Annotated in this window: 19 protein-coding genes and 1 tRNA gene; 9 read left to right on the top strand and 11 right to left on the bottom strand. The window is 74.2% G+C overall.

Translation table 11 applies throughout. The features are described 5' to 3' along the window. Window positions 1–6: 6 nt before the first annotated feature. Window positions 7–1185: a sn-glycerol-3-phosphate ABC transporter ATP-binding protein UgpC gene (ugpC, locus tag AB0C78_RS46365; RefSeq protein ID WP_360761304.1), complete on the top strand. Its 1179-nt coding sequence runs from the start codon at window positions 7–9 to the stop codon at window positions 1183–1185. A gap of 28 nt (window positions 1186–1213) precedes the next feature. Here ugpC and AB0C78_RS46360 read toward each other — a convergent pair whose 3' ends face one another. The 5 genes from AB0C78_RS46360 to fdhD all read right to left on the bottom strand — a co-directional run bounded on the left by AB0C78_RS46360 (window position 1214) and on the right by fdhD (window position 7638). After that, entirely contained in the window at window positions 1214–2827 is a 1614-nt protein-coding gene (locus AB0C78_RS46360) for an NAD(P)/FAD-dependent oxidoreductase (RefSeq protein ID WP_360761302.1), read from the bottom strand. Window positions 2828–2891: 64 nt separating this feature from the next. Continuing rightward, window positions 2892–4682, bottom strand: a complete 1791-nt coding sequence (locus tag AB0C78_RS46355) for an SDR family oxidoreductase (RefSeq protein ID WP_360761300.1) — start codon at window positions 4680–4682, stop codon at window positions 2892–2894. Beyond that, window positions 4679–5521, bottom strand: a complete 843-nt coding sequence (locus AB0C78_RS46350) for a M24 family metallopeptidase (RefSeq protein ID WP_360761298.1) — start codon at window positions 5519–5521, stop codon at window positions 4679–4681. The genes AB0C78_RS46355 and AB0C78_RS46350 overlap by 4 nt, the downstream gene beginning before the upstream one ends. Before the next feature lie 192 nt (window positions 5522–5713). Continuing rightward, window positions 5714–6649, bottom strand: coding sequence for a metal-dependent hydrolase (locus AB0C78_RS46345; RefSeq protein ID WP_360761296.1), 936 nt, complete (start codon window positions 6647–6649; stop codon window positions 5714–5716). A gap of 176 nt (window positions 6650–6825) precedes the next feature. Next, complete coding sequence (fdhD, locus tag AB0C78_RS46340) at window positions 6826–7638, bottom strand: formate dehydrogenase accessory sulfurtransferase FdhD (protein WP_360761294.1); 813 nt, start codon at window positions 7636–7638, stop codon at window positions 6826–6828. A 180-nt stretch (window positions 7639–7818) separates the two neighbouring features. Between fdhD and AB0C78_RS46335 the strand changes: the two genes are divergently transcribed. Then, window positions 7819–8127: a DUF4333 domain-containing protein gene (locus AB0C78_RS46335; RefSeq protein WP_360761292.1), complete on the top strand. Its 309-nt coding sequence runs from the start codon at window positions 7819–7821 to the stop codon at window positions 8125–8127. Between the two features lie 15 nt (window positions 8128–8142). Here the strand turns inward: AB0C78_RS46335 and AB0C78_RS46330 are convergent, their stop codons facing one another. Both AB0C78_RS46330 and AB0C78_RS46325 read right to left on the bottom strand, forming a co-directional pair. After that, window positions 8143–8769 (bottom strand): trimeric intracellular cation channel family protein, encoded by a 627-nt coding sequence (locus tag AB0C78_RS46330; RefSeq protein ID WP_360761290.1) that lies wholly within the window; start codon window positions 8767–8769, stop codon window positions 8143–8145. A 40-nt stretch (window positions 8770–8809) separates the two neighbouring features. Continuing rightward, window positions 8810–9001 (bottom strand): DUF3099 domain-containing protein, encoded by a 192-nt coding sequence (locus tag AB0C78_RS46325; RefSeq protein WP_360761288.1) that lies wholly within the window; start codon window positions 8999–9001, stop codon window positions 8810–8812. A 200-nt stretch (window positions 9002–9201) separates the two neighbouring features. Between AB0C78_RS46325 and AB0C78_RS46320 the strand changes: the two genes are divergently transcribed. Then, the gene (locus AB0C78_RS46320) at window positions 9202–10098 is read left to right on the top strand and encodes a sulfotransferase (RefSeq protein WP_360761286.1); all 897 of its coding nucleotides are present in this window, start codon (window positions 9202–9204) and stop codon (window positions 10096–10098) included. 65 nt (window positions 10099–10163) lie between these two features. Here AB0C78_RS46320 and AB0C78_RS46315 read toward each other — a convergent pair. Further along, a tRNA-Sec gene (locus tag AB0C78_RS46315) sits at window positions 10164–10256 on the bottom strand. Window positions 10257–10273: 17 nt separating this feature from the next. Beyond that, the gene (locus AB0C78_RS46310; protein WP_360761285.1) at window positions 10274–12118 is read right to left on the bottom strand and encodes an AMP-dependent synthetase/ligase; all 1845 of its coding nucleotides are present in this window, start codon (window positions 12116–12118) and stop codon (window positions 10274–10276) included. Window positions 12119–12293: 175 nt separating this feature from the next. On the opposite strand from AB0C78_RS46310, the gene selD reads away from it, so the two are divergent. Both selD and AB0C78_RS46300 read left to right on the top strand, forming a co-directional pair. Continuing rightward, the gene (gene selD / locus AB0C78_RS46305) at window positions 12294–13286 is read left to right on the top strand and encodes a selenide, water dikinase SelD (protein ID WP_360761283.1); all 993 of its coding nucleotides are present in this window, start codon (window positions 12294–12296) and stop codon (window positions 13284–13286) included. Between the two features lie 52 nt (window positions 13287–13338). Continuing rightward, the gene (locus AB0C78_RS46300; RefSeq protein WP_360761281.1) at window positions 13339–13608 is read left to right on the top strand and encodes a GlsB/YeaQ/YmgE family stress response membrane protein; all 270 of its coding nucleotides are present in this window, start codon (window positions 13339–13341) and stop codon (window positions 13606–13608) included. A 30-nt stretch (window positions 13609–13638) separates the two neighbouring features. On the opposite strand, the gene AB0C78_RS46295 is transcribed toward AB0C78_RS46300, so the two are convergent. Both AB0C78_RS46295 and AB0C78_RS46290 read right to left on the bottom strand, forming a co-directional pair. Beyond that, entirely contained in the window at window positions 13639–15525 is a 1887-nt protein-coding gene (locus AB0C78_RS46295; RefSeq protein WP_360761279.1) for a propionyl-CoA synthetase, read from the bottom strand. Window positions 15526–15669: 144 nt separating this feature from the next. Continuing rightward, on the bottom strand, window positions 15670–17112 hold the full coding sequence (locus tag AB0C78_RS46290) for an MFS transporter (RefSeq protein WP_360761277.1): 1443 nt from the start codon (window positions 17110–17112) through the stop codon (window positions 15670–15672). Between the two features lie 97 nt (window positions 17113–17209). Here AB0C78_RS46290 and AB0C78_RS46285 point away from each other — a divergent pair, with 97 nt between their 5' ends. The 4 genes from AB0C78_RS46285 to AB0C78_RS46270 form a co-directional block, all read left to right on the top strand. Then, window positions 17210–17740, top strand: a complete 531-nt coding sequence (locus AB0C78_RS46285; RefSeq protein ID WP_360761275.1) for a MarR family transcriptional regulator — start codon at window positions 17210–17212, stop codon at window positions 17738–17740. A 242-nt stretch (window positions 17741–17982) separates the two neighbouring features. Next, a complete protein-coding gene (locus tag AB0C78_RS46280; protein WP_360761273.1) occupies window positions 17983–19788 on the top strand; it encodes a SelB C-terminal domain-containing protein in 1806 nt (601 codons plus the stop codon). Between the two features lie 105 nt (window positions 19789–19893). Continuing rightward, window positions 19894–21087, top strand: a complete 1194-nt coding sequence (locus tag AB0C78_RS46275) for an RtcB family protein (RefSeq protein WP_360761271.1) — start codon at window positions 19894–19896, stop codon at window positions 21085–21087. Between the two features lie 5 nt (window positions 21088–21092). Further along, on the top strand, window positions 21093–21971 hold an 879-nt coding region (locus AB0C78_RS46270), incomplete at its 3' end, for a hypothetical protein (RefSeq protein ID WP_360761269.1).

Below are 21971 nucleotides of genomic sequence, written 5' to 3'. Positions count from 1 at the left end.
GGCGCGATGGCTGAGATCGTTCTGTCCGGGGTCACCAAGCGCTACCCCGACGGCACCACCGCCGTGCAGGACCTGGACCTGTCGATCGCCGACCGGGAGTTCATCATCCTGGTCGGCCCGTCCGGCTGCGGGAAGTCCACCACCCTGAACATGATCGCGGGGCTGGAGGACATCAGCGAGGGCGAGCTGCTGATCGACGGCCGGCGGGTCAACGACCGGGCGCCCCGCGACCGCGACATCGCGATGGTGTTCCAGTCCTACGCGCTGTACCCGCACATGACGGTCCGGGAGAACATCGGCTTCCCGCTGAAGCTCGCCCGGATGGACAAGGCGGAGGCCAACGCCAAGATCGAGGAGGCGGCGCGGATCCTCGCGATCGAGCCGTTCCTGGACCGGCGGCCCGCGCACCTGTCGGGCGGGCAGCGGCAGCGGGTGGCGATGGGCCGCGCGATCGTCCGCAACCCCAAGGCGTTCCTGATGGACGAGCCGCTGTCCAACCTGGACGCCAAGCTGCGGGTGCAGATGCGCACGATGATCTCGCGGCTGCAGAACCAGCTCGGCACCACCACCGTGTACGTCACCCACGACCAGACCGAGGCGATGACGCTCGGCGACCGGATCGTGCTGATGCGCCGCGGGATCGTCCAGCAGGTCGGGACGCCGGAGGAGCTGTACGACCATCCGCACAACCTGTTCGTGGCGGGGTTCATCGGCTCGCCGTCGATGAACTTCCTGCCCGCCGACATCTCGGGCGGCGCGCTGCACTCGGTGCTCGGCGAGATCCCGCTGTCGGACCGGATGCGGCGGGCGCTGGAGGCGCACCGCTCGCCGGACCGGGTGGTGATGGGCGTGCGGCCGGAGGCGTTCGCGGACGCGCGGCTCGTCCGCCACGGCGGGCAGGACGGCGGCGAGCTCACCTTCAGCGGGCGGGTGGAGATCCTAGAGTCGCTCGGTGCGGAGAAGTTCGCCTACATCGACCTGGAGCCGGGCACGGTGGTCGACTCCGAGCACCTCGCGGACGCGTTCCAGGGCCATTCGCCGGGGCACCGGCACGCGCAGATCGTCGCGCGCCTGGACCCGAGGTCGCAGGCGAGCGAGGGCCGCATGCTCGAGCTGGAGTACGACCCGGCCTCGATCCACCTCTTCGAGCCCGAAACGGGCCTCAACCTGACCGAGCATGTCTAACCGCTGCACTGCTACGGCTCAACGTGGTTCAGGGGGCTAGGAGGGTGGTCAGGGAGCGGAGGGCGGGGGTGAGGAGGCGGCCTGCGGGGGAGGCGTGGGCGAGGGCGGCGCGGGCGGCGTTCGCGCCGCAGCCGCCGTGCACGCCGCCGCCCGGGTGCGCGGACGCCGACGCGAGGTAGAGGCCGGCGACGGGCGTCTCGGCGCGGCCGAGGCCCGGGACGGGCCGGAACACCAGCTGCTGGTGGACCATCGCGGTGCCGCCGTTCAGCGCGCCGTTCACGAGGTTGGCGTTGTGCTCGGCGAACGCGGGCGGGGCGGTGATCCGGCGGGCGGCGACGCGGTCGCGGAAGCCGGGGGCGAAGCGCTCGATCACGTCCTCGACGCGGCGCGCCATGGCGTCCCGCTCGCGCTCGTCCCACGCGCCGGTGATGCCGTCGGGGCCGGCGTCGCCCTTCACCTTGTGCGGGACGTGCGTGTACGCCCAGACCGACTCGGTGCCGGCGGGGGAGCGTGCCGGGTCGGCGGTCGTCATCTGGCCGAGCAGCGCGAAGGGCTCGGACGGGACGCGGCCGGTGGCGATCTGCCCGCTGTAGTCGGTCATGGCGTCCAGGCCGGGGGACAGGTGGACGGTCCCGGCGCGCGCCGCGTCCGGCGACGTCCACGGGATCGGCCCCGACAGCGCCCAGTCGATCTTGAAGGTGGCGTGGTCCCAGGTGAAGCGGCGCATGTCCTCGCGCAGCGAGCCGGGCAGGTCGGACCAGGCGACCAGGCCGCCGTACAGCGCTGGCGCCGAGACGTCCGCCAGGACCGCCTTCGCGGCCCGCACCGGCTCGCCGGACGCGGTGCGCACGCCGAGCGCGCGCCCGTCCCGCACGATCACCGACGCGACGGGCGTGTCGCAGCGGACCCGCCCGCCGCGCGCCTCCAGGCGGCGCACCAGCGCGGCGGTCAGCTCGCCCGCGCCGCCCTCCGGCACCGGCCACCCGTGCCGCTGGCCGATCATGGCGAGCAGCCAGCCGAACACCGAGCCGCCCGTGCTCTCCGGGAACATGTCGGTGTGCAGCGCCGACCCGGCGAGGAGCAGCGGCCCGCCGGGCCCGGCGAACTCCTGCTCGCCGAGCGTCCGGACGGGCGCCAGCAGCGAGCGTAGGACGCGCAGCCCGCCCGCCCGCCGTGCCGACGACGCCAGCGGCAGCGCGGCCCGGACCGGCGGGAACGGGGTGAACAGGGCGCGCAGCACCGCGTCCCCCATCTCCTCCCACAGCCCCCACAGCCGCAGCCAGGCGTCGCCGTCGCCCGCGCCGAGCGCGTCGAGGCTCGCGGCGGTCGCGTCCGGGTCGCGTTCCAGCACGGCGCTGCGCCCGTCCGGCAGGGGGTGGGCCAGCACCGCCGGAGCGTGCTTCCAGCGCAGCCCGTACTGCTCCAGGTCCAGCGCCCGGATCACCGGCGACGCCACGCCCAGCGGATAGAACGCGCTGCACAGGTCGCTGACGTGATCGGGGTGGACGCCCCGGTCGCTGCGCACCGCGCCGCCCGGCTCGGGCTGCGCCTCCAGGACCAGGACGTCCCAGCCCGCGTCGGCCAGCATGTTGGCCGCCACGAGCCCGTTGGGTCCCGCGCCGACGACCACGGCGTCCGCCATCCCGCACCGCCTCCCGGTGATCACCCTAGGGCGTGTGCGGGCGTCCTACCCCGGCGCGGGCGACCTAGCCGGCGTTGAAGCGGGCCAGCAGACGCATCGCGCGCGGCGACAGCCGGGACGTCAGGTAGCTCAGCCGCGCCTCCGGGGTGACCGGCACGACGGCCCGGTCGTCGCGGACCGCGTTCACGATCTGCTTCGCGACGCCCTCCGGTCCGAAGCCGCGCAGCGCGTACGCCCGCGCCGCCTTCTCCTGGCTGCGCGCCTGCTCCTCCGCGCCGCGCCCCACGAACCGGGACGTGCGGGTGATGTTGGTGTTGACGATGCCGGGGCAGATCGCGGTGACGCCGATGCCCTTGCCCTTCAGCTCGGCGCGCAGGCACTCCGACAGCATCAGCACGGCCGCCTTGCTGGTGGCGTAGGCGGGCAGCGTCCGGGACGGGGTGAACGCGGCGGCCGAGGAGGTGTTGACGATGTGGCCGCCCTGCCCCCGCTCCACCATCTGCGCGGCGAACAGCCGCGACCCGTGCACGACGCCCCACAGGTTCACGCCGAGGACCGCGTCCCAGTCGTCCACGGTGTGGTCGAGGAACGACCCGGCCATGCCGATCCCGGCGTTGTTCACCACGACGTCGGGGACGCCGTGGTCGTGCAGGACGGACTTGGCGAAGTCCTCCATCGCGGCGGCGTCGGACACGTCGACCCCGTACGGGTGCCCGGCCGGGCCGACGAGCCCGGCGAGCTCCGCGGTGCGCTGCGCGGTGGCGAGGTCGAGGTCGGCGGCGACGACCTCCGCGCCCTGCTCGGCGAACGCGAGCGCGGTGGCGCGGCCGATGCCGCTGCCGGCGCCGGTGACGACGACCAGCGAGCCGTCGAAGGCGCGGCGGTCCCGGTCGACGCGGGCCCGCCGCAGCGCGCGGGACTCGGAGGCGGTGAGCGGGCCGCCCTGGACGCCGGTGATGTGCTCGGTGATCCAGCGGGCGACGACGTCGGGGTGGCTGCGCGGCACCCAGTGGCCGGCCGCGATCGGGCGCAGCGACAGGTTCGGCACCCGCGCGCCCAGCCCGCCGACGAGGTGCGGCGACACGAACAGGTCCTTCGTCGGGACGATGACCTGCGTCGGCACGTCGGTGCGGCGGTCGCGGGGGCGGCGCAGCCGCTGCACCATGTTCGCCCGGTACAGGCCGACGCCGGACGCGCCGTCCCGCGGCATCGTCCGCGCCGGGTGGCCGTCGCGGGGCGGGACGCCCTCGCCGAGCTCCAGCGCCCGGCTGAACGGCCGGGACAGCCCGGCGAGCCACATCAGCTCGGGCAGGACGGGGGTCTGGAAGAAGTAGATGTACCAGGACCGGACGCCCTGCCCGGCGGCGCGCTTCAGGTTCGCCGGGGTCGGGCGGGCGAGGTTGCGGCGCGTCCAGTGCGCCACGTGGTCGAGGCAGGGCCCGGAGATGGAGGTGAAGGAGGCGAACCGCTCCGGCATGGTGCAGGCCGCCTCCCACGACTGGATCGAGCCCCAGTCGTGCCCGACGAGGTGGACCTTGCGCTCGGGGGCGGTGGCGTCCAGCACCGCCCGCATGTCCGACATCAGGTAGTCGAACGTGTAGCGCTTGCGCCCGAACGGCCGCGTCGAGGCGCCCGCGCCGCGCACGTCGTAGCGGACGACGTGGTAGCGGACGGCGAGCCGGGCGGCGACCTCGTCCCACACCGCGTGGGTGTCGGGGTAGCCGTGCATGAGCAGGACGGTCGGCCGGGACGGGTCGCCCTGCTCGTAGACGGCCAGGTCGACGCCGTCGCCGCGGACCCGGCGGCGCCGCACCGGTGCGGCGGGGGCGGCGCCGGGGGTGATGGTCTGCGTCATTGCGCCTCCCGTCGTGCCCACCGGTGCACGTGGGGCAGGTCGTCGTCGAGCCAGTACGCGTCGTCCTCGGTGACCACGAGGATCTCCTCGAACTTCACGCCGACGCCGCGGAAGCCGATGTGCGGTTCCACCGCCCACAGCCCGGGCGTCGGGGGGTGCTGGGACTGCGCGGCCCCGTTCCAGAGCGGGGAGCGGCCTTCGAGGCGCTCCTTGACCAGTTCGCGGCCGATCGTCTGGAGGAACCGTACACCGAACGGGAATCCGACGCGCTTGGGAAGGATGCCGCCGATGATCCCGACCTGGTGGCCGATGACCCGTCCGGGGTACTTGGCGTGCCGGTTCTGGTAGCCCTGCCGCTCGATCAGCGCGTCGACCTCGGCGTAGATGTCGGCGAACGTGCGGCGCTCGCGGACGAGCCGGAGGATGAGGTCGCGGTAGCCGGCGAGGTCGGCGTCGAGCCGCTCCCAGATCCGGTTCTCGCCGAGGACGCCGCCGTAGCCGATGTCGGCGGAGTAGCCGTCGCGGACGGGCGCCATGTCGAGGATGTAGGGCATGCCCTCCTCGAGCCGCGTCGCGCTGGGGAGGAACTGGGTGGGGATCTTGAATCCCCGGAAGGCCGACCGGTCGCCGAACCAGGCGAAGGGGGTGTGCAGCCAGTCGTCGACGCCGTGCCCGCGCAGCCAGCGGCGCATCCGGCGGCACGCCTCGCGCTCGGTCACGCCCGGTTCGAGGGTGGCGGCGACCTCGTCGGCGCACTGGTAGCACAGGCGCTGGACGTCGCGGAATCGCTCGAGCTCCGCCTCATCGTGGGTGCGGGCGAGCGTCACATTATTGGACACGGTGTTAATTAACCGCGCGATTTGAACCTCGGTCAAGAGCGGCTCGCGTGACGCTCGCCACCCGGCACGCGCGAGGGCCCGTACGGCGCGGCGGTACGGGCCCTCAGGGGGAGGTCTCCGGGGAGCCTCCGGTCGCGATGTCCGGACGAGTCGCGATGTCCGGACGAGCGGAACCGGGTCGTCGGACCCGGCCTAGTACGGGTCGTAGCCGGCTGCCTGCGCGGCGGGGGACTGCTTCAGGTACTCCAGCGCGCGCGGCGTCGAGCAGACCTTGGACGGGTGGTGGTTGGGCTTGAGGTAGACGGGCGCCTCTCCCAGCAGCAGCTTGAAGATGCCGGGCACGTGCCCCTGCCGGACCGACCGGCGATACGCGCGCACGACCCGCAGCGGCGTGACCCGCTTCGTCACCGTCGGGTCCTGCTTCATCAGGTAGAGCGAGCCGCCGATCAGCGCCCAGTAGAGGAAGAACAGCGACACCACCCAGGCCGCGACCCGCGTGGGGTAGCGCCCGCCCATCGCCTTGTAGACGTCGAACACCACCGACCGGTGCTCGACCTCCTCGGCGCCGTGCCAGCGCAGCAGGTCCAGCATCGTCGGGTCGACCCCGGCCTTCTCCAGCCGGTCGTTGTCCATGATCCACTGGCCGAGCACGGCGGTGTAGTGCTCGATCGAGGCGACCGCCGCCAGCTCGAACCGCAGCCGGCGCCGCCAGGCCCGCGGGTTCCTCTCCTTCAGCGCCGCCATCTGCGCGGGCCGGTCCGCGTTGCCCTTGGCCGCCGCGTCGGTGATCTTGGAGACGTCGATCCCGTTGGTCACCAGGATCTGGTCGAGGACGCCCTGGTGCGAGCGGGCGTGCACCATCTCCTGGCCGATGAACCCCTTGATCTCCTCCAGCAGCCGCTCGTCCCTGATGTGCGGGCGGGCGTCCTTGACGCACTGGATGAACCACTTCTCGCCCTCCGGCAGGACGATGTGGAAGGAGTTGATGATGTGGGTGGCGAGCGGGTCGCCGGGGACCCAGTGCAGGGGAGTGGCCGACCAGTCGAAGGACACCCGCCGAGGCTTGATCGGGGGGTGGCGCTCGTCGATGCCGGACGCCGCTCCGCCGCCGGTGAGGGGCCTCGTCATTCCGTGATCCTCCGCTTCGCGCGCCCGGGGCGGGACGCGGCGTGGGTGCACGCGCGCGTCATTGCGTTGGGGGAGCAGTCAACTCCTGCGACCGGCCCGGTGTCTTGAGGTCGGGCCAACAAGTTACCGATTGGTTTTCGGCCCGAGATGACAAACGGCGCGGCCGCGCGCCGGCCTCAGACGAGGATCCGCCCGGCGCCCGCGTAGACGTTCATGGTGTCCCCGCGCAGGAAGCCGACCAGCGTCATCCCGGCGTCCTCGGCCAGGTCCACCGCCAGCGACGACGGCGCCGACACCGCCGCGAGCACCGGGATCCCCGCGGTCATCGCCTTCTGGGTCAGCTCGAACGACGCGCGCCCGCTGACCATGAGGATCTTACCGGCCAGCGGCAGCAGGCCCTGGCGCAGGGCCCAGCCCACGACCTTGTCGACGGCGTTGTGCCGCCCGACGTCCTCGCGCACCGCCAGCAGCCCGCCCTCGGCGTCGAACAGGCCGGCCGCGTGCAGCCCGCCCGTCCGGTCGAAGACCCGCTGCGCGGCGCGCAGCCGGTCCGGCAGCGCGGCCAGCACGCCCGGGGTCAGCCGGACGGGGTCGGCGGACACCTCGTACGGGCGGTCGGTCCGCAGCGCCTCGATGCTCGACTTCCCGCACACCCCGCACGCGCTCGTGGTGGTGAACGCGCGCGTCATCGCGTCGTCGGGCGGCGCCACCCCGGGGGCGAGCGCCACGTCCAGGGTGTTCTGCTCCTGGGTGTCGGCGCAGTAGCGCATCGCGGTGAGGTCGTCCGCGCCGCGGATGACGCCCTCGGCCGCCAGGAACCCGGCGACGAGGTCGAAGTCGTGGCCGGGCGTGCGCATCGTGATCGTCAGCGGTTTGCCCGCCACCCGGATCTCGAGGGGCTCCTCGACGGCGAGGGTGTCGGGCCGGCGTCCCGCCGTCCCGCCGGCGCCCAGCCGCAGCACGGGCTTGCGCACGGTGATCCGACCCATGCCCGAACGGTACCCCGGTTGCCCCCGCGAAACGAAAAAGTTCGCGCCGATCTGTCCTCTTCTGCGTCCTTTGTCGGACGGGACGGCGTGCCCTGGCGGCCGGGTCACCGGGCGGCGGAGCATACCTGCGGACGGCGCCCCACGGGGACCGGGGCGCCGCGCATCACGGGGAGCAGCACCATGCGCAAGTTCCTGATCGTGCCCGTCCTGGTCGGCGGCCTCGCGCTCGCCGCCGCGGGCTGCGAGGTGGGGAAGACCGTCAGCTCGGGCACGGTGGAGAAGCAGATCGACGCCCGGTTCGGCCCGATGTACCAGTCGGCCGGGCTGGGACCGGCGAAGGCGTCCTGCCCGGACGACCTCAAGGGCAAGGTCGGCGCCACGCTCGACTGCACCGTCCGCGACGGCAGGGGCGGCAGCCACCGGCTGACCGTCACCGTCACCTCGGTCAAGGGGAGCGAGGTCCACTTCACGATGAGGGCCGCCTCCTAGCCCTCCCGGGCACGGCTAGTCGGGCACCCCGCGGGGGCGGGGTGTCCGCCAGCCGTGGCGCATCGCCAGCACCCGCAGGCCGAACGCCAGCACCGCGGCGCCGGCGGTCACCGCGCCGCCGTGCAGCCCCGCGGACGAGGCCCCGGCGGTGACGGCGGCGCCGAGCATCGCCGGCAGCGCGTACAGCTGCCGGTCGTACAGGACCGCGGGGATCTGCCCGCTCAGCATGTCGCGCAGGACCCCGCCGCCGACCGCGGTGACCACGCCGAGCAGCACCGAGTGCAGCGGCGACAGCCCGTGGTCGAGCGCCTTCACCGTCCCGGTCGCGCAGAACAGCCCGAGGCCCGCCGCGTCGAACAGCAGCACCGCCGGCAGCAGCCGGGCGACCTGCGGATGCCAGAAGAACACCAGCGCCGACGCGGCCAGCGGCACCAGCACGTAGCCGAGGCTGGTGAACGCGGCGGGCGGCACCGCGCCGATCAGCAGGTCCCGCAGGATCCCGCCGCCGAGCGCGGTGATCTCCGCGAGCACCACCATGCCGACGACGTCGAGCCGCTTGCGGACCGCCGCGAGCGCCCCGGACACCGCGAACACGAAGATGCCCGCCAGGTCGAGGATCTGCGGGATGTCCGGCCGGCTCACGCCCGCTCCCGCCGGACGGGGCCGCGGGCCGCGCCCGGCCTCAGTCGCGCCGGTCGGTGCGGTCGATGTTCCAGTTGGCCACCACCGCCGCGAACGGCGGGATGATCATCGCGAACACCGACATCCCGATCGCGGCGGGCGTGGAGTACAGCCGGACGACCGTCCAGGCGAGGACGATGAAGGTGAGGCACGTCCCCATCATGATCCCGTACGCGAGCTTCCGCTGCCTCATACCCCCACGTTACGTCGCCGGACGCCGCGCCGCGGGCACGGACCGTCACGGCCGCCGCGCGGTCCGGGCGCGCAGATGAGAGCGGGCTGAGAGTTGTCTAAGGATCCCGGGCGAACTGCGCATTTCACGAAAAGAACGGTCTACATTCGCCTGCGACACCGTGATCGTTCTCGCACAGAAATGTTCTCCGCCACCGCGTCATGAGCACGAATTCGAACAAGAAGAACCAGGTCAGGGCCGGACTCAGGCGAAGGGGGAATCTGCTGGCGGCGGCATTGCGCCCGCCCGCCCGCGCGCAGTCCGCGGGCCGTTCGCCCGCCGCCGCTCCGGCCGCCGGCAATGCCGCCGACATCGCCCCGTCGAAGGTGCCGCGCCTCGTGGAGTCGCCCGTCTTCCTCCTCTGCCCGCAGCGTTCCGGGTCGACCCTCCTGCGGGTGCTGCTGAACAGCCACTCGGAGATCCGGGCGCCGCACGAGCTGCACCTGCGCCACCTGCGGGTGAAGCCCGGCCGCGACTTCACCCTCGACGTCATGGCCGAGCTGGGCCTCGACGTCCGCGAGCTGGAGTACATGCTCTGGGACAACGTCCTCCGGTTCGAGCTGGAGCGCAGCGGCAAGTCGCAGATCGTGGACAAGACGCCGTCCAACGCCCTGGTGTGGCGGCGCCTGGCCGCGGCGTGGCCGCGGGCGCGCTACATCTTCCTGCTCCGCCATCCCGCCGCGATCGTCGAGTCGGTGCTGGCGCGGCGGGCGAACGCCGTGCGCGAGGAGGTCGTCCCGGAGGTGCTCCGCTACGCGGAGGGCATCGAGGCGGCGCGGCACGAGCTTCCCGGGCTCACCGTCCGGTACGAGGAGCTGACGGCCGAACCGGACCGGGTGACCCAGGAGGTGTGCTCCTTCCTCGACGTGAAGTGGGAGCGCACGATGCTCGACTACGGCCGGCAGGACCACGGGCCCTACCGCCCGTACTTCGGCGACTGGAGCGAGAAGCTCAGGTCGGGGGCCGTCCGCCCGGCCCGGCCGCTGCCCGGCGCGGCCGAGGTGCCGCGCGAGCTCCGCGACGTGGCCGGGGCCTGGGGCTACCTGGACCGGGCGTGACGCCGGACGTGACGCCCGGCGGGCCGCCGGCGCATCGGCCCGGCCGGCGGCCCGGGGCGTCCTCGCGGAGGCGCACGGGAATCGAACCCGCCGTCCCGAGATCCTCGGGACCAACGGTTTTGAAGACCGCGGAGGCCACCAGGCGCTCGCGCGCCTCCGCGGCGATACTAGTCGATCACCCGGCGTAGAGGGCGTCGAGGGCCTCGGCGTACTTGCCGTGCACGACCCGGCGCCGCAGCTTCAGGGTCGGGGTCAGCTCCTCGCTCTCGGCCGTCCACTCGGCGGGCAGCAGCCGCCACTTCTTGACCTGCTGGACGCGGGCGAGGCGGGCGTTGGCGTCCTCGACGGCCTTCGCGACCTCCTCCAGGACGAGCGGGTGCTCGGCGAGCGCGGCGAGGTCGGTGGTCTCGATCCCGTGCGCGGCGGCCCAGACCGGCGCGACCTCGCCGTCCAGCGTGATGAGCGCGACGACGTAGGGGCGGCGGTCGCCGAACGCGAGCGCCTGGCCGACCAGCGGGTGCTCCTTGAGGTGGTTCTCGATCATCGACGGGGCGATGTTCTCGCCGCCGGCGGTGATGATCAGCTCCTTCTTGCGGTCGACGACGGTGAGGAAGCCGTCCTCGTCGAGGCGGCCGACGTCGCCGGTGTGCACCCAGCCGTCGGCGTCGATGAGGTCGGCGGTCGCCTCCGGCCGGTTCAGGTAGCCGGGGGTGCAGGTCGCGCCGCGCACCAGGATCTCCCCGTCCTCGGCGAGCGTCAGCTCGACGCCGGCGAAGGGGCGGCCGACGGTGCCGAGCTTGAAGGAGTCGGCGAGGTTGGCGGTGATCGCGCCGGTGGTCTCGGTCATCCCGTAGGCGTCGAAGATCTTCAGGCCGAGGCCGGCGAAGAACCGGGCGACCTCGACCGGCAGCGGCGCGGCGGCGCTGGAGGCCTGCCGGACGCGGTCCAGGCCGAGCAGCGCCCGCATGGGGGTGAGCACGGCGGCGTCTGCCTTCTCGAACGCGGCGGTGACCTCGGGGGTGAGGGTGTTGCCGAACTCCTGGCCGGACACGTAGGCGCGGCCCGCGTCCAGGGCGGCGGCGACGGCGGCCTTCTTCGCCGGGTCCTGCTCGGCCGACAGCACCGCCTGGATGCCCGCCATGATCTTCTCCCAGACGCGCGGGACGCCGAAGAACGAGTGCGGCCGCACCTCGGCCAGCACGGTGGTGAGCTGCGCGGGGTCCGGGCAGAAGTGGACGTGCGCGGCGAGCCGGACGGGCAGGTAGTAGCTGAGGACGCGGTCGGCGATGTGCGCGAACGGCAGGTAGGAGACGCCGGACGGGCGGTCGGGCAGCACCGAGCTGCGCTGCACCATCGCGGCCTCGTGCAGCACCATCGAGTGGGTGATCAGGACGCCCTTGGGGTCGCCGGTGGTGCCGGAGGTGTAGAGCAGGGTGACGGTGTCCGCGGGCTTCACGGCCTGCCAGCGGCGGTCGATCGCGGCCGGGTCGGCGGCCAGCTCGCCGCGGCCGAGCGCGGTGAAGGTGTCCCAGCTCAGGTAGCGGTCGTCGTCGGCCGGGCAGGCGGCGGCGTCCACCACGACGATCTTGCGCAGGTGCGGCAGCCGGTCGAGGACGGGCTGCCAGCGGGCGAGCTGGTCGGCGCCGTCCAGCACCGCGTACCTGGCCTCGCAGTGGCCGGCCACGTAGGCGACCTGGTCGGGCGCGAGGGTCGCGTAGACGGTCGTCGGCACGCCGCCGGCGTGCACGGCGCCGAGGTCGGCGAGCACGTGCTCGGACCGGTTGGGCATCATCAGCGCGACCACGTCGCCCGGCTCGAGCCCGAGCGCGGCGAACCCGGCGGCGGTCTCCAGGGCCCGGGTCCGCGTCTCGGCCCAGGTCAGGGTCCGCCATTGCCCGTCGATCCGGTCGGAGTAGGCCGGCTCGTCCCCGTGCTCCGCGGCGGTGGCGGCGAGGCAGGTGCAGACCGTCTGCCCCTCGACGGCCCGGTCCAGCTCGTCCCGCTGCTCCTCGATCCCCATGTGGCGCCCCTTGAGTAAGTGATGACTTGCAGAACAGGATCGCATCATGCCGAACGTCGTTCGGACAAGCCCCTCGGGCATTTTCCGCTGGTCGGGGGCGAGGCGATCCCTGGGTGACCGGACCCGTACCGTCCGTTTGTTGATCATTTGTGGTAGTTGTGCGTTAAATCTCCTGGTGAACCGTCTCGCCCGAGCAGCCCGCCTCACCCAGTACGCCCACGGCGGCGGCTGCGCGTGCAAGATCCCGCCCGGCGAGCTGGAGCGCATCGTGGCCGGCCTCGCCGGCGGCGGCGACGCCCTGGTGATCGGCGGCACGGACGGGGACGACGCGGCCGTGCTGCGCGTCGCGGGCGGCCGCGCGGTGGTGTCCACCGCCGACTTCTTCACCCCCGTCGTCGACGACGCCTACGACTGGGGGCGGATCGCCGCCGCCAACGCCCTGTCGGACGTGTACGCCGTCGGCGGCGAGCCGCTCATGGCGCTGAACCTGCTCGGCTGGCCCCGCGACGCGCTGCCCGCCGAGCTGGCCCGCGAGGTGCTGCGCGGCGGCCGGGACGTGGCGGACCTCGCCGGCTGCCCGATCGCCGGCGGGCACAGCATCGACGACCCCGAGCCCAAGTACGGCCTCGCGGTGACCGGCGTCGCCGACCCCGACCGGCTGCTGCGGCTGGACGCCGGCCGGGCGGGCGTCCCGCTGTCGCTGTCCAAGCCGCTCGGCCTCGGCGTCCTCAACGCCCGCCACAAGGCGACCGGCGAGGTGTTCCCCGAGGCGGTCGAGACGATGACGGCGCTGAACGCGGCGGCCGCGGTGGCCGCGCTGGAGCGCGGCGCCGTCTGCGCCACCGACGTGTCCGGCTTCGGGCTGCTCGGGCACCTGTACAAGCTGGCCCGCGCGAGCGGCGTCACCGCCGTTGTGGACGCCGCCGCCGTCCCGTACCTGGACGGGGCGCGCGCCGCCGTCCGCGACGGCTTCGTGCCGGGCGGCACCCGCCGCAACCTCGCCTGGGTGTCCCCGCACACCGAGTTCCGGCGGATCGCCGAGGAGGAGCGGCTGCTGCTCGCCGACGCGCAGACCTCCGGCGGGCTGCTGGTGGCCGGCGAGATCCCCGGCGCCCCGGTGATCGGCGAACTCGCCCCGCTGGGCCGCCACCACCTCATCGTCCGCTGACCCGCCGCGCGCCGGCGCGATAGAGGGGCGGGGGCCGGGTAGGGGCGGGGGTGTGACCATCGGGGGGATCGTCTCCGCCGTCGTCCTGGGCGCCGTGGTCGGGGCGCTGGGCCGGCTGATCGTGCCGGGCCGGCAGAGCATGCCCTGGTGGGCGACCGTGGCCGTCGGGGTCGTCGCCGCCTTCGCCGGGACGGGCCTGTCGGCGATGGTCGGGTTCCGCACGTCCGGCTGGAACTTCTGGGAGACGATCTTCCAGGTCGGCGTCGCCGTTCTCGGAGTGTGCCTGGTCGCCGCTTTGTGGCCGCCGAAGAGCCACCGCTAGCCCGCACGCCCCGCGCCGGGCCGGCGCGCGTCAGGGCGCCGGTGGGCGCAGGACGGGGCGGAGCTCGTCCAGCACCGCCGTGTCCTCGATCGTGGACGGCACCGTCACGTCCTTGCCGTCGGCGATGCCCCGCATCACGCCGCGCAGGATCTTGCCGGACCGCGTCTTCGGCAGCGCCGCGACGACCTCGACCCGCTTCAGCGCCGCGACCGGGCCGACCTGCTCGCGCACCATCCGCACCAGCTCGGCGGCGAGCTCGTCCGGATCGGCGCCGGCGCCGCTCTTCAGCACGACGAAACCGCGCGGGACCTGGCCCTTCAGCTGGTCCTCGACGCCGATGACCGCGCACTCGGCGACGGCCGGGTGCGCGGCGATGACCTCCTCCATCGTCCCGGTCGACAGCCGGTGCCCGGCCACGTTGATCACGTCGTCGGTGCGGCCCATCACCCAGACGTAGCCGTCCTCGTCGACGTGGCCGCCGTCGCCGGTCAGGTAGTGGCCCGGATGGCGGGTCAGGTACGACTCCACGAACCGCTCGTCGTCCTGCCACAGCGTCGGCAGCGTGCCGGGCGGCAGCGGCAGCCGGATCGCGATGTCGCCGTCGGTGCCGGGCGGGACGGACGCGCCGTCCGGGCCGAGGACCTTCACGTCGTACCCGGGCACCGGTACCGACGGCGACCCGGGCTTGACGGGCATCGGCTCCAGCCCGCGCAGGTTCGCCACGATCGGCCAGCCCGTCTCGGTCTGCCACCAGTGGTCGATGACGGGCCGGTCCAGCACCCGCGACGCCCAGTGGTAGGTGTCGGGGTCGAGGCGCTCCCCGGCGAGGAACAGCGTGTCGAGCGCCGACAGGTCGTGCCCGGCGAGCAGCGCGCCGTCCGGGTCCTCCTTCTTGACGGCCCGGATCGCGGTCGGCGCGGCGAACAGCACCTTGACGCGGTGCTGCGCGGCGACGCGCCAGAACGCGCCCGCGTCCGGCGTCCCGACCGGCTTGCCCTCGTAGAGGACGGTCGTGCAGCCGGTGAGCAGCGGCGCGTACACGATGTAGGAGTGCCCGACGACCCAGCCGACGTCGGACGCGGCCCAGAACACGTCGCCCGGGCCCACGCCGAACACGTTCTCCATCGACCAGCGCAGCGCGACCGCGTGCCCGCCGTTGTCGCGGACGACGCCCTTCGGCCGGCCGGTCGTGCCGGAGGTGTAGAGGATGTACAGCGGGTCGGTGGCGGCGACCGGCACGCACTCGACCGGGCGGGCGGCCTCGACCGCCTCGTCCCACTCCACGTCGCGCGGCCGGACGAGGTCGGCGTGCAGCTGCTCGCGCTGCCGGATCACGCACCGCTCGACCTTGTGCTTCGCCAGCTCCAGCGCCTCGTCGAGCAGCGGCTTGTAGGGGACGACCCGGCCGGCCTCGATCCCGCAGGACGCCGACACGACCGCCTTCGGGCGCGCGTCGTCGATGCGGACCGCCAGCTCCCGCGCCGCGAACCCGCCGAACACCACCGAGTGCACCGCGCCGAGCCGCGCGCACGCCAGCATCGCGATCACGGCCTCGGGGATCATCGGCAGGTAGATGACGACCCGGTCGCCCCGGTCGACGCCCTGCGCGCGCAGCGCCCCGGCGAACCGCGCGACGAGGTCGGTCAGCTCGCGGTAGGTGTAGCTGCGGACCGTGCCGGTGACAGGGCTGTCGTAGATCAGCGCCGGCTGGTCGCCGCGCCCCTCGTCCACGTGCCGGTCCAGCGCGTTGTCGCAGGTGTTCAGCTCGCCGCCGGTGAACCAGCGGTAGAACGGCGGGGCGCCGTCGTCCAGCACGCGGTCCGGCGGGACGAGCCAGCGCACGTCCCGCGCCGCCAGGCCCCAGAACCGGGTCGGGTCGGCGATGCTGCGTTCGTACGCGGCCGCGTAGGCGCCCATGTTCGTCCTCCCGGTTGCGGTCGGCCGGCCCCGATCCGCGTTTCGGGGCGCACCCCTATAGGGCACGGCGCGGGTGCCTTTCGTCAAGGCCCCGCGCCGCCACCTCCCGGTCGCGGAGGGTCACCGCCGCCGCGCGGGCCCCGGTCAGGCGGGGCGCTCGTGCGGGTGCCGGACGCCGTGCACGACGGCGACGGCGGCCGCGAGGACGGCGCCGGCCGCGACGATCCAGAAGCACAGCTCGTAGGCGCCGAGCGTCGGCACCTCGGTCCCGGCGATCACCTTCCCGGCGAGGATCGAGGCGGTGACGGCGCCCGCCACGCTGCCGCCGGTGGTGCGGACGAGCGAGTTGATGCCGCTGGCGATACCGCTCTGGTCCATCGGGACGTGCTGGACGGCGAGGGTGCCGAGCGCCGCGTAGGCGACGCCGAACCCGACGCCCTGGATCGCGCTGAACGCCAGCATGTCGTAGCCGTGCGAGTTCGACACGGCCAGCCAGGTGTAGCTGAGCCCGGCGAAGACCGAGCCGAGCGCGAGCGTGTAGGCCGGGCCGATGCGCCGGGCGATGGTGCCGGACATCGCGGACGCGACGAGCATCGTGACGGTGCTGGGCAGCATGTAGAGGCCGACGTCCAGCACCGAGCCGCCCAGCCCGTACCCGACCTTGTCGGACGGCGACTGGACGAAGCCGGAGATCAGCGTGAACGCGGCGAACATCGCGAAGCCGAGCAGCGTCGAGGACAGGTTCGCCGACAGCGACTTCGGGCCGACGAGCAGGTTCAGCCGCACCAGCGGCTCGCGCACCCGCTGCTCGATCGCGACCCACGCCCCGCACAGCACCACGGCGGCGGCGAACAGCCCGATCACCCCGCCGGACGTCCAGCCCCAGTCGTTGCCCTCGCTGATCGCCAGCAGCAGGCAGACGAGCCAGCCGGCCAGCACGGCCGCGCCGGCCAGGTCGGGCCGACCGCCCGCGCGCGCACCGGTGTCGTGCGCGGTGACCGCGACCAGCACGAGACCGGCCGCGGCGAGCGCGGCGGTGATCCAGAACACCGGGTGGTGGCTGGCGGTGTGGTCGGCGATCAGCCCGGTCACGATCATGCCGGCGCTGCCGCCGACGCCCATCGTGGCGCTGACGATGCCGATCGCGGTGGTGATCCGCTCGCGCGGGAAGGTGTCGCGGATCATCCCGATGGCGAGCGGGATCATCGCGGACGACACGCCCTGCAGGGTCCGCCCGGCGATGAGCACGCCGAGCGAGCCGGACACGGCGCAGACCACCGAGCCGATCAGCAGCAGCACCAGTACGAGCAGGATCATCTTCTTCTTGCCGTACATGTCGCCGAACCGCGACAGCAGCGGCGTGGCGACGGCGCCGGCCAGCAGCGAGGCGGTGAACACCCAGGTCACCGCGGTCACCGAGACGTGGAAGCGGCTCATCAGCTCGGGCAGCAGCGGGATGACGAGGGTCTGCTGGACGGACACCACCATGCCGGCGATCGCCAGCGCGAAGAGGGTGAGGCCGGTGCGCGGGGGGCCGGCGGCCCGCCGCCCGGTCGTGGCGGCGGCCGCCGTCTGGGCGCCGGTCATGAAGCCTCCTGGGGGACGGTCCCGGTCGGTGGGAGCGGGGGCGTGCGCGGACAGCCTACTTACTTAAGTTAAGTAAATGCATCGTACAATGGATCACATGTCCACCCCGCCGCGGTCCGCCGCCCACCCGCAGACCGGCGCAGCGGCGCCGCGCGACATCATGGAGATCGAGCGCGCGATCAGCCGCATCGCGCACATGCTCACCCGCGCCAAGCAGCACGACCGGACGGTCGCGGTGGCCGGCGTCCCGGTCGACCGGGCCGCCGTGCCGCTGCTGCGCGCCCTCGCCGACGCGCCCGGCCCGCTGCGGCCGGGGGAGCTGGCCGTCCTGCTGGCCGTGGAGGCGCCGCACGTCACCCGCCAGGTGCAGCGGCTCGAGCGGGCCGGCTACGTCGAGCGCGTCCCCGACCCCGACGACGGCCGCGCGCAGCGCGTGCGGATCACCGGCGAGGGCCTGGAGGCGTTCGAGCGGATCCGCGCCGCGGGCCGCCAGTGGATGGCCGACGCCCTCGCGGCGTGGTCGCCCGGCGAGCGGGCTCAGCTCGCCGGGCTGGTGCACCGGATGGTCGACGACTTCCTCGCGCATTCCGAGCGCCTCGCGGCATGTGAGTCCCGTACCGCCGAGTAGCCGCGCCCCTGGCGTGACGATTCATCGCCGCTTGAGGTTTACGCGAAGTTAGTGAGATTTATGATCGCGCGGTGTGGGCCCGATCGGGTTTCGCTCCGGGGCCCGGCGTCCTTAGGGTTGCCTTCCGTGGACCTCCGTCTGCACAACCCCCGCAAAGCAGTCCCCGCCGGCGCGCGCGCAGCGCACGCCGCGCCCGCGCCCTTCCCCGCGGCCCCGCGCGCCGCGACCCGGGAAGGGCGCTGATGCAGGTCGTCGCGACCGCCGGCCACCACGGGCACGGCAAGTCCGCGCTGGTGCGCGCCCTCACCGGCATGGAGCCCGAGGAGCCCGGCGCCTGGACCGAGCTGCCCTCCGGCCGCCGGCTGGCGTTCGTGGACGTCCCCGGCGACGAGCGGTCCGTCCCGGCCATGCTCGCGGGCGCGGGCGCCGTCCCCGCCGTGCTGTTCACGGTCGCCGCCGACGAGGGCTGGATGGCGCAGTCGCAGGAGCACCTGGACGCGCTCGCCGCGCTCGGCGTCCGCGCCGGCGTGCTCGCCGTGACCCGCTCCGACGTCGCCGATCCCAAGCTCGCGCTCCGGCAGGCCCGCGACCGGCTCGCCGGGACCGCGCTGCGCGGCGTCGAGGCCGTCGCCGTCAGCACCGTCACCGGCGACGGGCTGGACGAGCTGGCCGCCGCGCTGGACCGGCTCGCCGGACGGCTGCCCGAGCCCGACCCCGCCGCACCGGTGCGGCTGTGGCTCGACCACGCCTTCACCGCCGGACGGCAGAGCGTCGTCACCGGCACGCTCGCCGCCGGGACGATCGCCGTCGGCGACGAGCTGCTCCTCATGCCCGCGGGCCGCCGCGTCCGCGTCCGGACCATCGGCAGCACGGGCGAGCCCCGCGAGAGCGCCACCGGCGTCTCCCGCGTCGTGCTCACGCTGCGCGACGCCGGCCGGGTCGGCGCGGGCATGGCCCTCGTCACCCCCGACCGCTGGTCGCTCACCACGTGCGTGGACGTGCGGACCCGGTTCGGTGAGGCGTCCGGGCGGCTCGCGCGCCGGATGACGCTGCACATCGGCGCCGCCGCCGTCCCCGTCCGGCTGCGCCCGCTCGGCCCCGACACCGCCCGCCTCACCCTGAACGCGCGCCTGGCCCTGCACATCGGCGACACCGCGCTGCTGCGCGACCCCGAGCGGCGCGCCATCGCCGGCGTCAGTGTCCTGGACGTCCGCCCGCCGACCCTGGTGCGGCGCGACGCGGGCGCGGCCCGCGCCCGCGAGCTGGCGACCTGGCCCGACCGGCCGGACGGCGCGCTGGTGCTGCGCCGGCACGGCGTGCTCCGCGCGTCCGAACTGGACCTGATGGGCTGCGCGCCGCCGGACGGCGCCGTCGCCCTGGACGGCGGCTGGCTCGCCGACCCGGCGCACTGGGAGGCGCTGCACGCGCGCCTCGCCGAGGAGGCGGCGCGGCACGCCGCCGCGACCCCGGACGCGCCCGGCGTCCCGCTGGAGACGGCGCGGCTGCGGCTCGGGCTGCCCGCGCGGCATCTCGTCGCCGCCCTCGTCCGCCCGCCGCTGCGCCTGGACGGCGGCCGCGTGCACGGCCCGTCCCCCGACCCCGCCCCGGCGGCGCCCGCGGAGCCGGAGCCGGCGGCCGCGTCGCCGGCGGCACCCGAGGCGCCGGCGGACGAGCAGACCCCGGCCGCGGCTGCGCCGGGCCCGGCGGAGCGTCCGGCGATGCCTCCCGGGCTGGAGGCCGCCGTCGAGCGGCTGCGCGCCGAGCTGGCCCGCGCCCCGTTCGACGCGCCGGCCGAGGAGCGCCTCGCCGAGCTCGGCCTCACCGGCGGCGCCCTCGCCGCCGCCGAGCGCGCGGGCGCGGTGCTGCGGCTGCGCGACGGCGTCGTCCTGCTGCCCGGCGCCGACCGCGAGGCGCTGCGGATCCTGTCCGCGCTGCCGCAGCCGTTCACCCCGCGGCAGGCCGGCGACGCGCTGTCGACGAGCCGCCGCGTCGCCGTCGCGCTGCTGGAGCACCTCGACGGCCTCGGCCTCACCGAGCGGCGGCGCTGACGCCCGCCGGGATGAACCCGGCCACGGCGGGAAAACCGGTTGAACCGCGGTGGGCGGCTCTGGCGTCATAGATCACGGTCCGGATCCCGTCGAGAAGGAGAAGGCATGCCGTACCAGACCCTGAAGGGCGGCCGCGTTCCCATCCGGATGTGGACCGACCCCGACACCGTCGAGGACCAGGCGCTCGACCAGCTCCGCAACGTCTCCGCGCTGCCCTGGGTGGAGGGGCTCGCGGTCATGCCGGACGTCCACTACGGCAAGGGCGCGACCGTCGGCTCCGTCATCGCGATGAAGAACGCGGTGTCCCCGGCCGCGGTCGGCGTCGACATCGGCTGCGGGATGACCGCCGCCAAGTCCACGCTCACCGTCGAGGACATGCCGGACGACCTGTCGGGGATCCGGCACGGCCTGGAGAAGGCGATCCCGGTCGGGCGCGGCTCGCACAAGAGCGCCGTCGACCCGTCCGCGCTGCCGAACCTGAAGGAGCGCGGCTGGTACGACTTCTGGAAGGAGTTCGAGGACCTGCACCCGGCGGTCCGCTCCGGCCTCGGCCGCGCGCGCTCGCAGATGGGCACGCTCGGCGGCGGCAACCACTTCCTGGAGCTGTGCGCGGACGACGAGGGCGCGATCTGGCTCGTCCTGCACTCCGGGTCCCGCAACATCGGCAATGTGCTCGCCGAGCACCACATCGAGGCCGCCCGCAAGCTCCCGCACAACCAGGACCTTCCGGACAACGACCTCGCCGTGTTCCTCAGCGGCACCGCGAAGATGGACGCCTACCGGCACGACCTGTTCTGGGCGCAGGAGTACGCCCGCCGCAACCGCGCGGTCATGATGGCGCTCGCGCAGAACGTCGTGACGAAGCGGTTCGGCGAGAAGCGCTGCCGGTGGAACCAGGTCATCTCCTGCCACCACAACTACGTGGCGGAGGAGGAGTACGGCGGCGAGGAGCTGCTCGTCACCCGCAAGGGCGCGATCCGCGCGGGCGCGGGCGACCTCGGCATCATCCCGGGCTCGATGGCGACCGGCACCTACATCGTCCGCGGCCTCGGCAACGAGACGGCGTTCAACTCCGCCTCGCACGGCGCGGGCCGCAGGATGAGCCGGAACAAGGCGCGCAAGAGCTTCACCGTCGAGGACCTGGTCCGGCAGATGGCGGGCGTCGAGTGCCGCAAGGACAGCGGCGTCATCGACGAGATCCCCGGCGCCTACAAGGACCTGGAGACGGTGATGGAGTCGCAGTCCGACCTCGTCGAGGTCGTCGCGCACCTGCGGCAGCTCGTCTGCGTGAAGGGCTGAGGACGGTGACGGCGGTGCAGCGGCCGGCGAACGCGCGCGGCGCGGGCGACGGCATGAAGCTGCACCGCCGGACGGTCCGGCTCGGCGGCCGCGACCACACGGTCATCGGGCTGCGGCCCGGCACGAGGGCGGGCTTCAGCACCAACCTGTTCCACGAGACCTGGCACGTGCTGTCCGACCAGCACGGCGCCCGCGTCCTCGCGCGGCTGCTGTGGGGGCTGGCCTACCAGTCGCGGCCGGGCACCCTGCTGGTGATCGACCGGCCGTTCCTCACGCCGACGCCGTTCGACGCGGACCCGGCGGACCCGATCGTCCTGGTCCCGGCCTGGCACACCGCCTTCACCGCCGCGACCGCCCGCGACCTGGCGCGGCGGCTGCCGCTGCGGCGGCCGCCGGACGGCACGGTCCGGTGGCGGACGCACGGCCTCGACGGCGCCCTCGCCGACCCGCGGGCCTGGTTCCGCGAGCATCCGCGCGAGCCCGTGGGAGGCCGGGTGAAGCGGATGCACGGGCTGCTGGCGCTCCTGCCGTCCCGTCCCGCCGAGGCGCGTGAGTGGGGCGTCCAGGCGGGCTGGCTGGACGCCGCCAACCCGCACGGGATGGACTACGACTACATCGGCGGCCAGTGCCGGTCCGCCGCCGGTGAGATCCAGATCTTCCGGGACTTCCGGCACCGGGTGAGCGTCGCCCGCCGCGCCCGCGCCGACGTGCTCGCCCGCCCGGACGCCCCTGCCGACCCCGCGGACCTGCGGCCGCTCGTGTGGGACCGGCACGGCGAGATCACGTGGGCGGGCGCGCGACGATCTGCGTCTCAGCGAGGGGCTCCTCGACCGGCGGGGCGAGCTGCGCGGGCGCCTGGAGGCGTACCGGGCGAAGGCGGCGCG

The organism is Actinomadura sp. NPDC048394 (assembly GCF_040651755.1).
In the GTDB taxonomy this organism is placed as follows: domain Bacteria; phylum Actinomycetota; class Actinomycetes; order Streptosporangiales; family Streptosporangiaceae; genus Spirillospora; species Spirillospora montaniterrae.
This window is presented reverse-complemented; position numbering and strand designations above follow the sequence as displayed.

What these genes read in the sequence shown, in the direction of transcription:
- AB0C78_RS46285 (WP_360761275.1), top strand. Translation starts at nt 17,210, where the DNA reads ATGTCCACCCCGCCGCGGTCCGCCGCCCACCCGCAGACCGGCGCAGCG.
- AB0C78_RS46310 (WP_360761285.1), bottom strand. Translation starts at nt 12,118, where the DNA reads ATGGGGATCGAGGAGCAGCGGGACGAGCTGGACCGGGCCGTCGAGGGG.
- AB0C78_RS46345 (WP_360761296.1), bottom strand. Translation starts at nt 6,649, where the DNA reads ATGACGAGGCCCCTCACCGGCGGCGGAGCGGCGTCCGGCATCGACGAG.
- AB0C78_RS46295 (WP_360761279.1), bottom strand. Translation starts at nt 15,525, where the DNA reads ATGGGCGCCTACGCGGCCGCGTACGAACGCAGCATCGCCGACCCGACC.
- AB0C78_RS46320 (WP_360761286.1), top strand. Translation starts at nt 9,202, where the DNA reads ATGAGCACGAATTCGAACAAGAAGAACCAGGTCAGGGCCGGACTCAGG.
- AB0C78_RS46290 (WP_360761277.1), bottom strand. Translation starts at nt 17,112, where the DNA reads ATGACCGGCGCCCAGACGGCGGCCGCCGCCACGACCGGGCGGCGGGCC.
- AB0C78_RS46335 (WP_360761292.1), top strand. Translation starts at nt 7,819, where the DNA reads ATGCGCAAGTTCCTGATCGTGCCCGTCCTGGTCGGCGGCCTCGCGCTC.
- AB0C78_RS46280 (WP_360761273.1), top strand. Translation starts at nt 17,983, where the DNA reads ATGCAGGTCGTCGCGACCGCCGGCCACCACGGGCACGGCAAGTCCGCG.
- ugpC (WP_360761304.1), top strand. Translation starts at nt 7, where the DNA reads ATGGCTGAGATCGTTCTGTCCGGGGTCACCAAGCGCTACCCCGACGGC.
- AB0C78_RS46355 (WP_360761300.1), bottom strand. Translation starts at nt 4,682, where the DNA reads ATGACGCAGACCATCACCCCCGGCGCCGCCCCCGCCGCACCGGTGCGG.
- fdhD (WP_360761294.1), bottom strand. Translation starts at nt 7,638, where the DNA reads ATGGGTCGGATCACCGTGCGCAAGCCCGTGCTGCGGCTGGGCGCCGGC.
- AB0C78_RS46275 (WP_360761271.1), top strand. Translation starts at nt 19,894, where the DNA reads ATGCCGTACCAGACCCTGAAGGGCGGCCGCGTTCCCATCCGGATGTGG.
- AB0C78_RS46360 (WP_360761302.1), bottom strand. Translation starts at nt 2,827, where the DNA reads ATGGCGGACGCCGTGGTCGTCGGCGCGGGACCCAACGGGCTCGTGGCG.
- AB0C78_RS46325 (WP_360761288.1), bottom strand. Translation starts at nt 9,001, where the DNA reads ATGAGGCAGCGGAAGCTCGCGTACGGGATCATGATGGGGACGTGCCTC.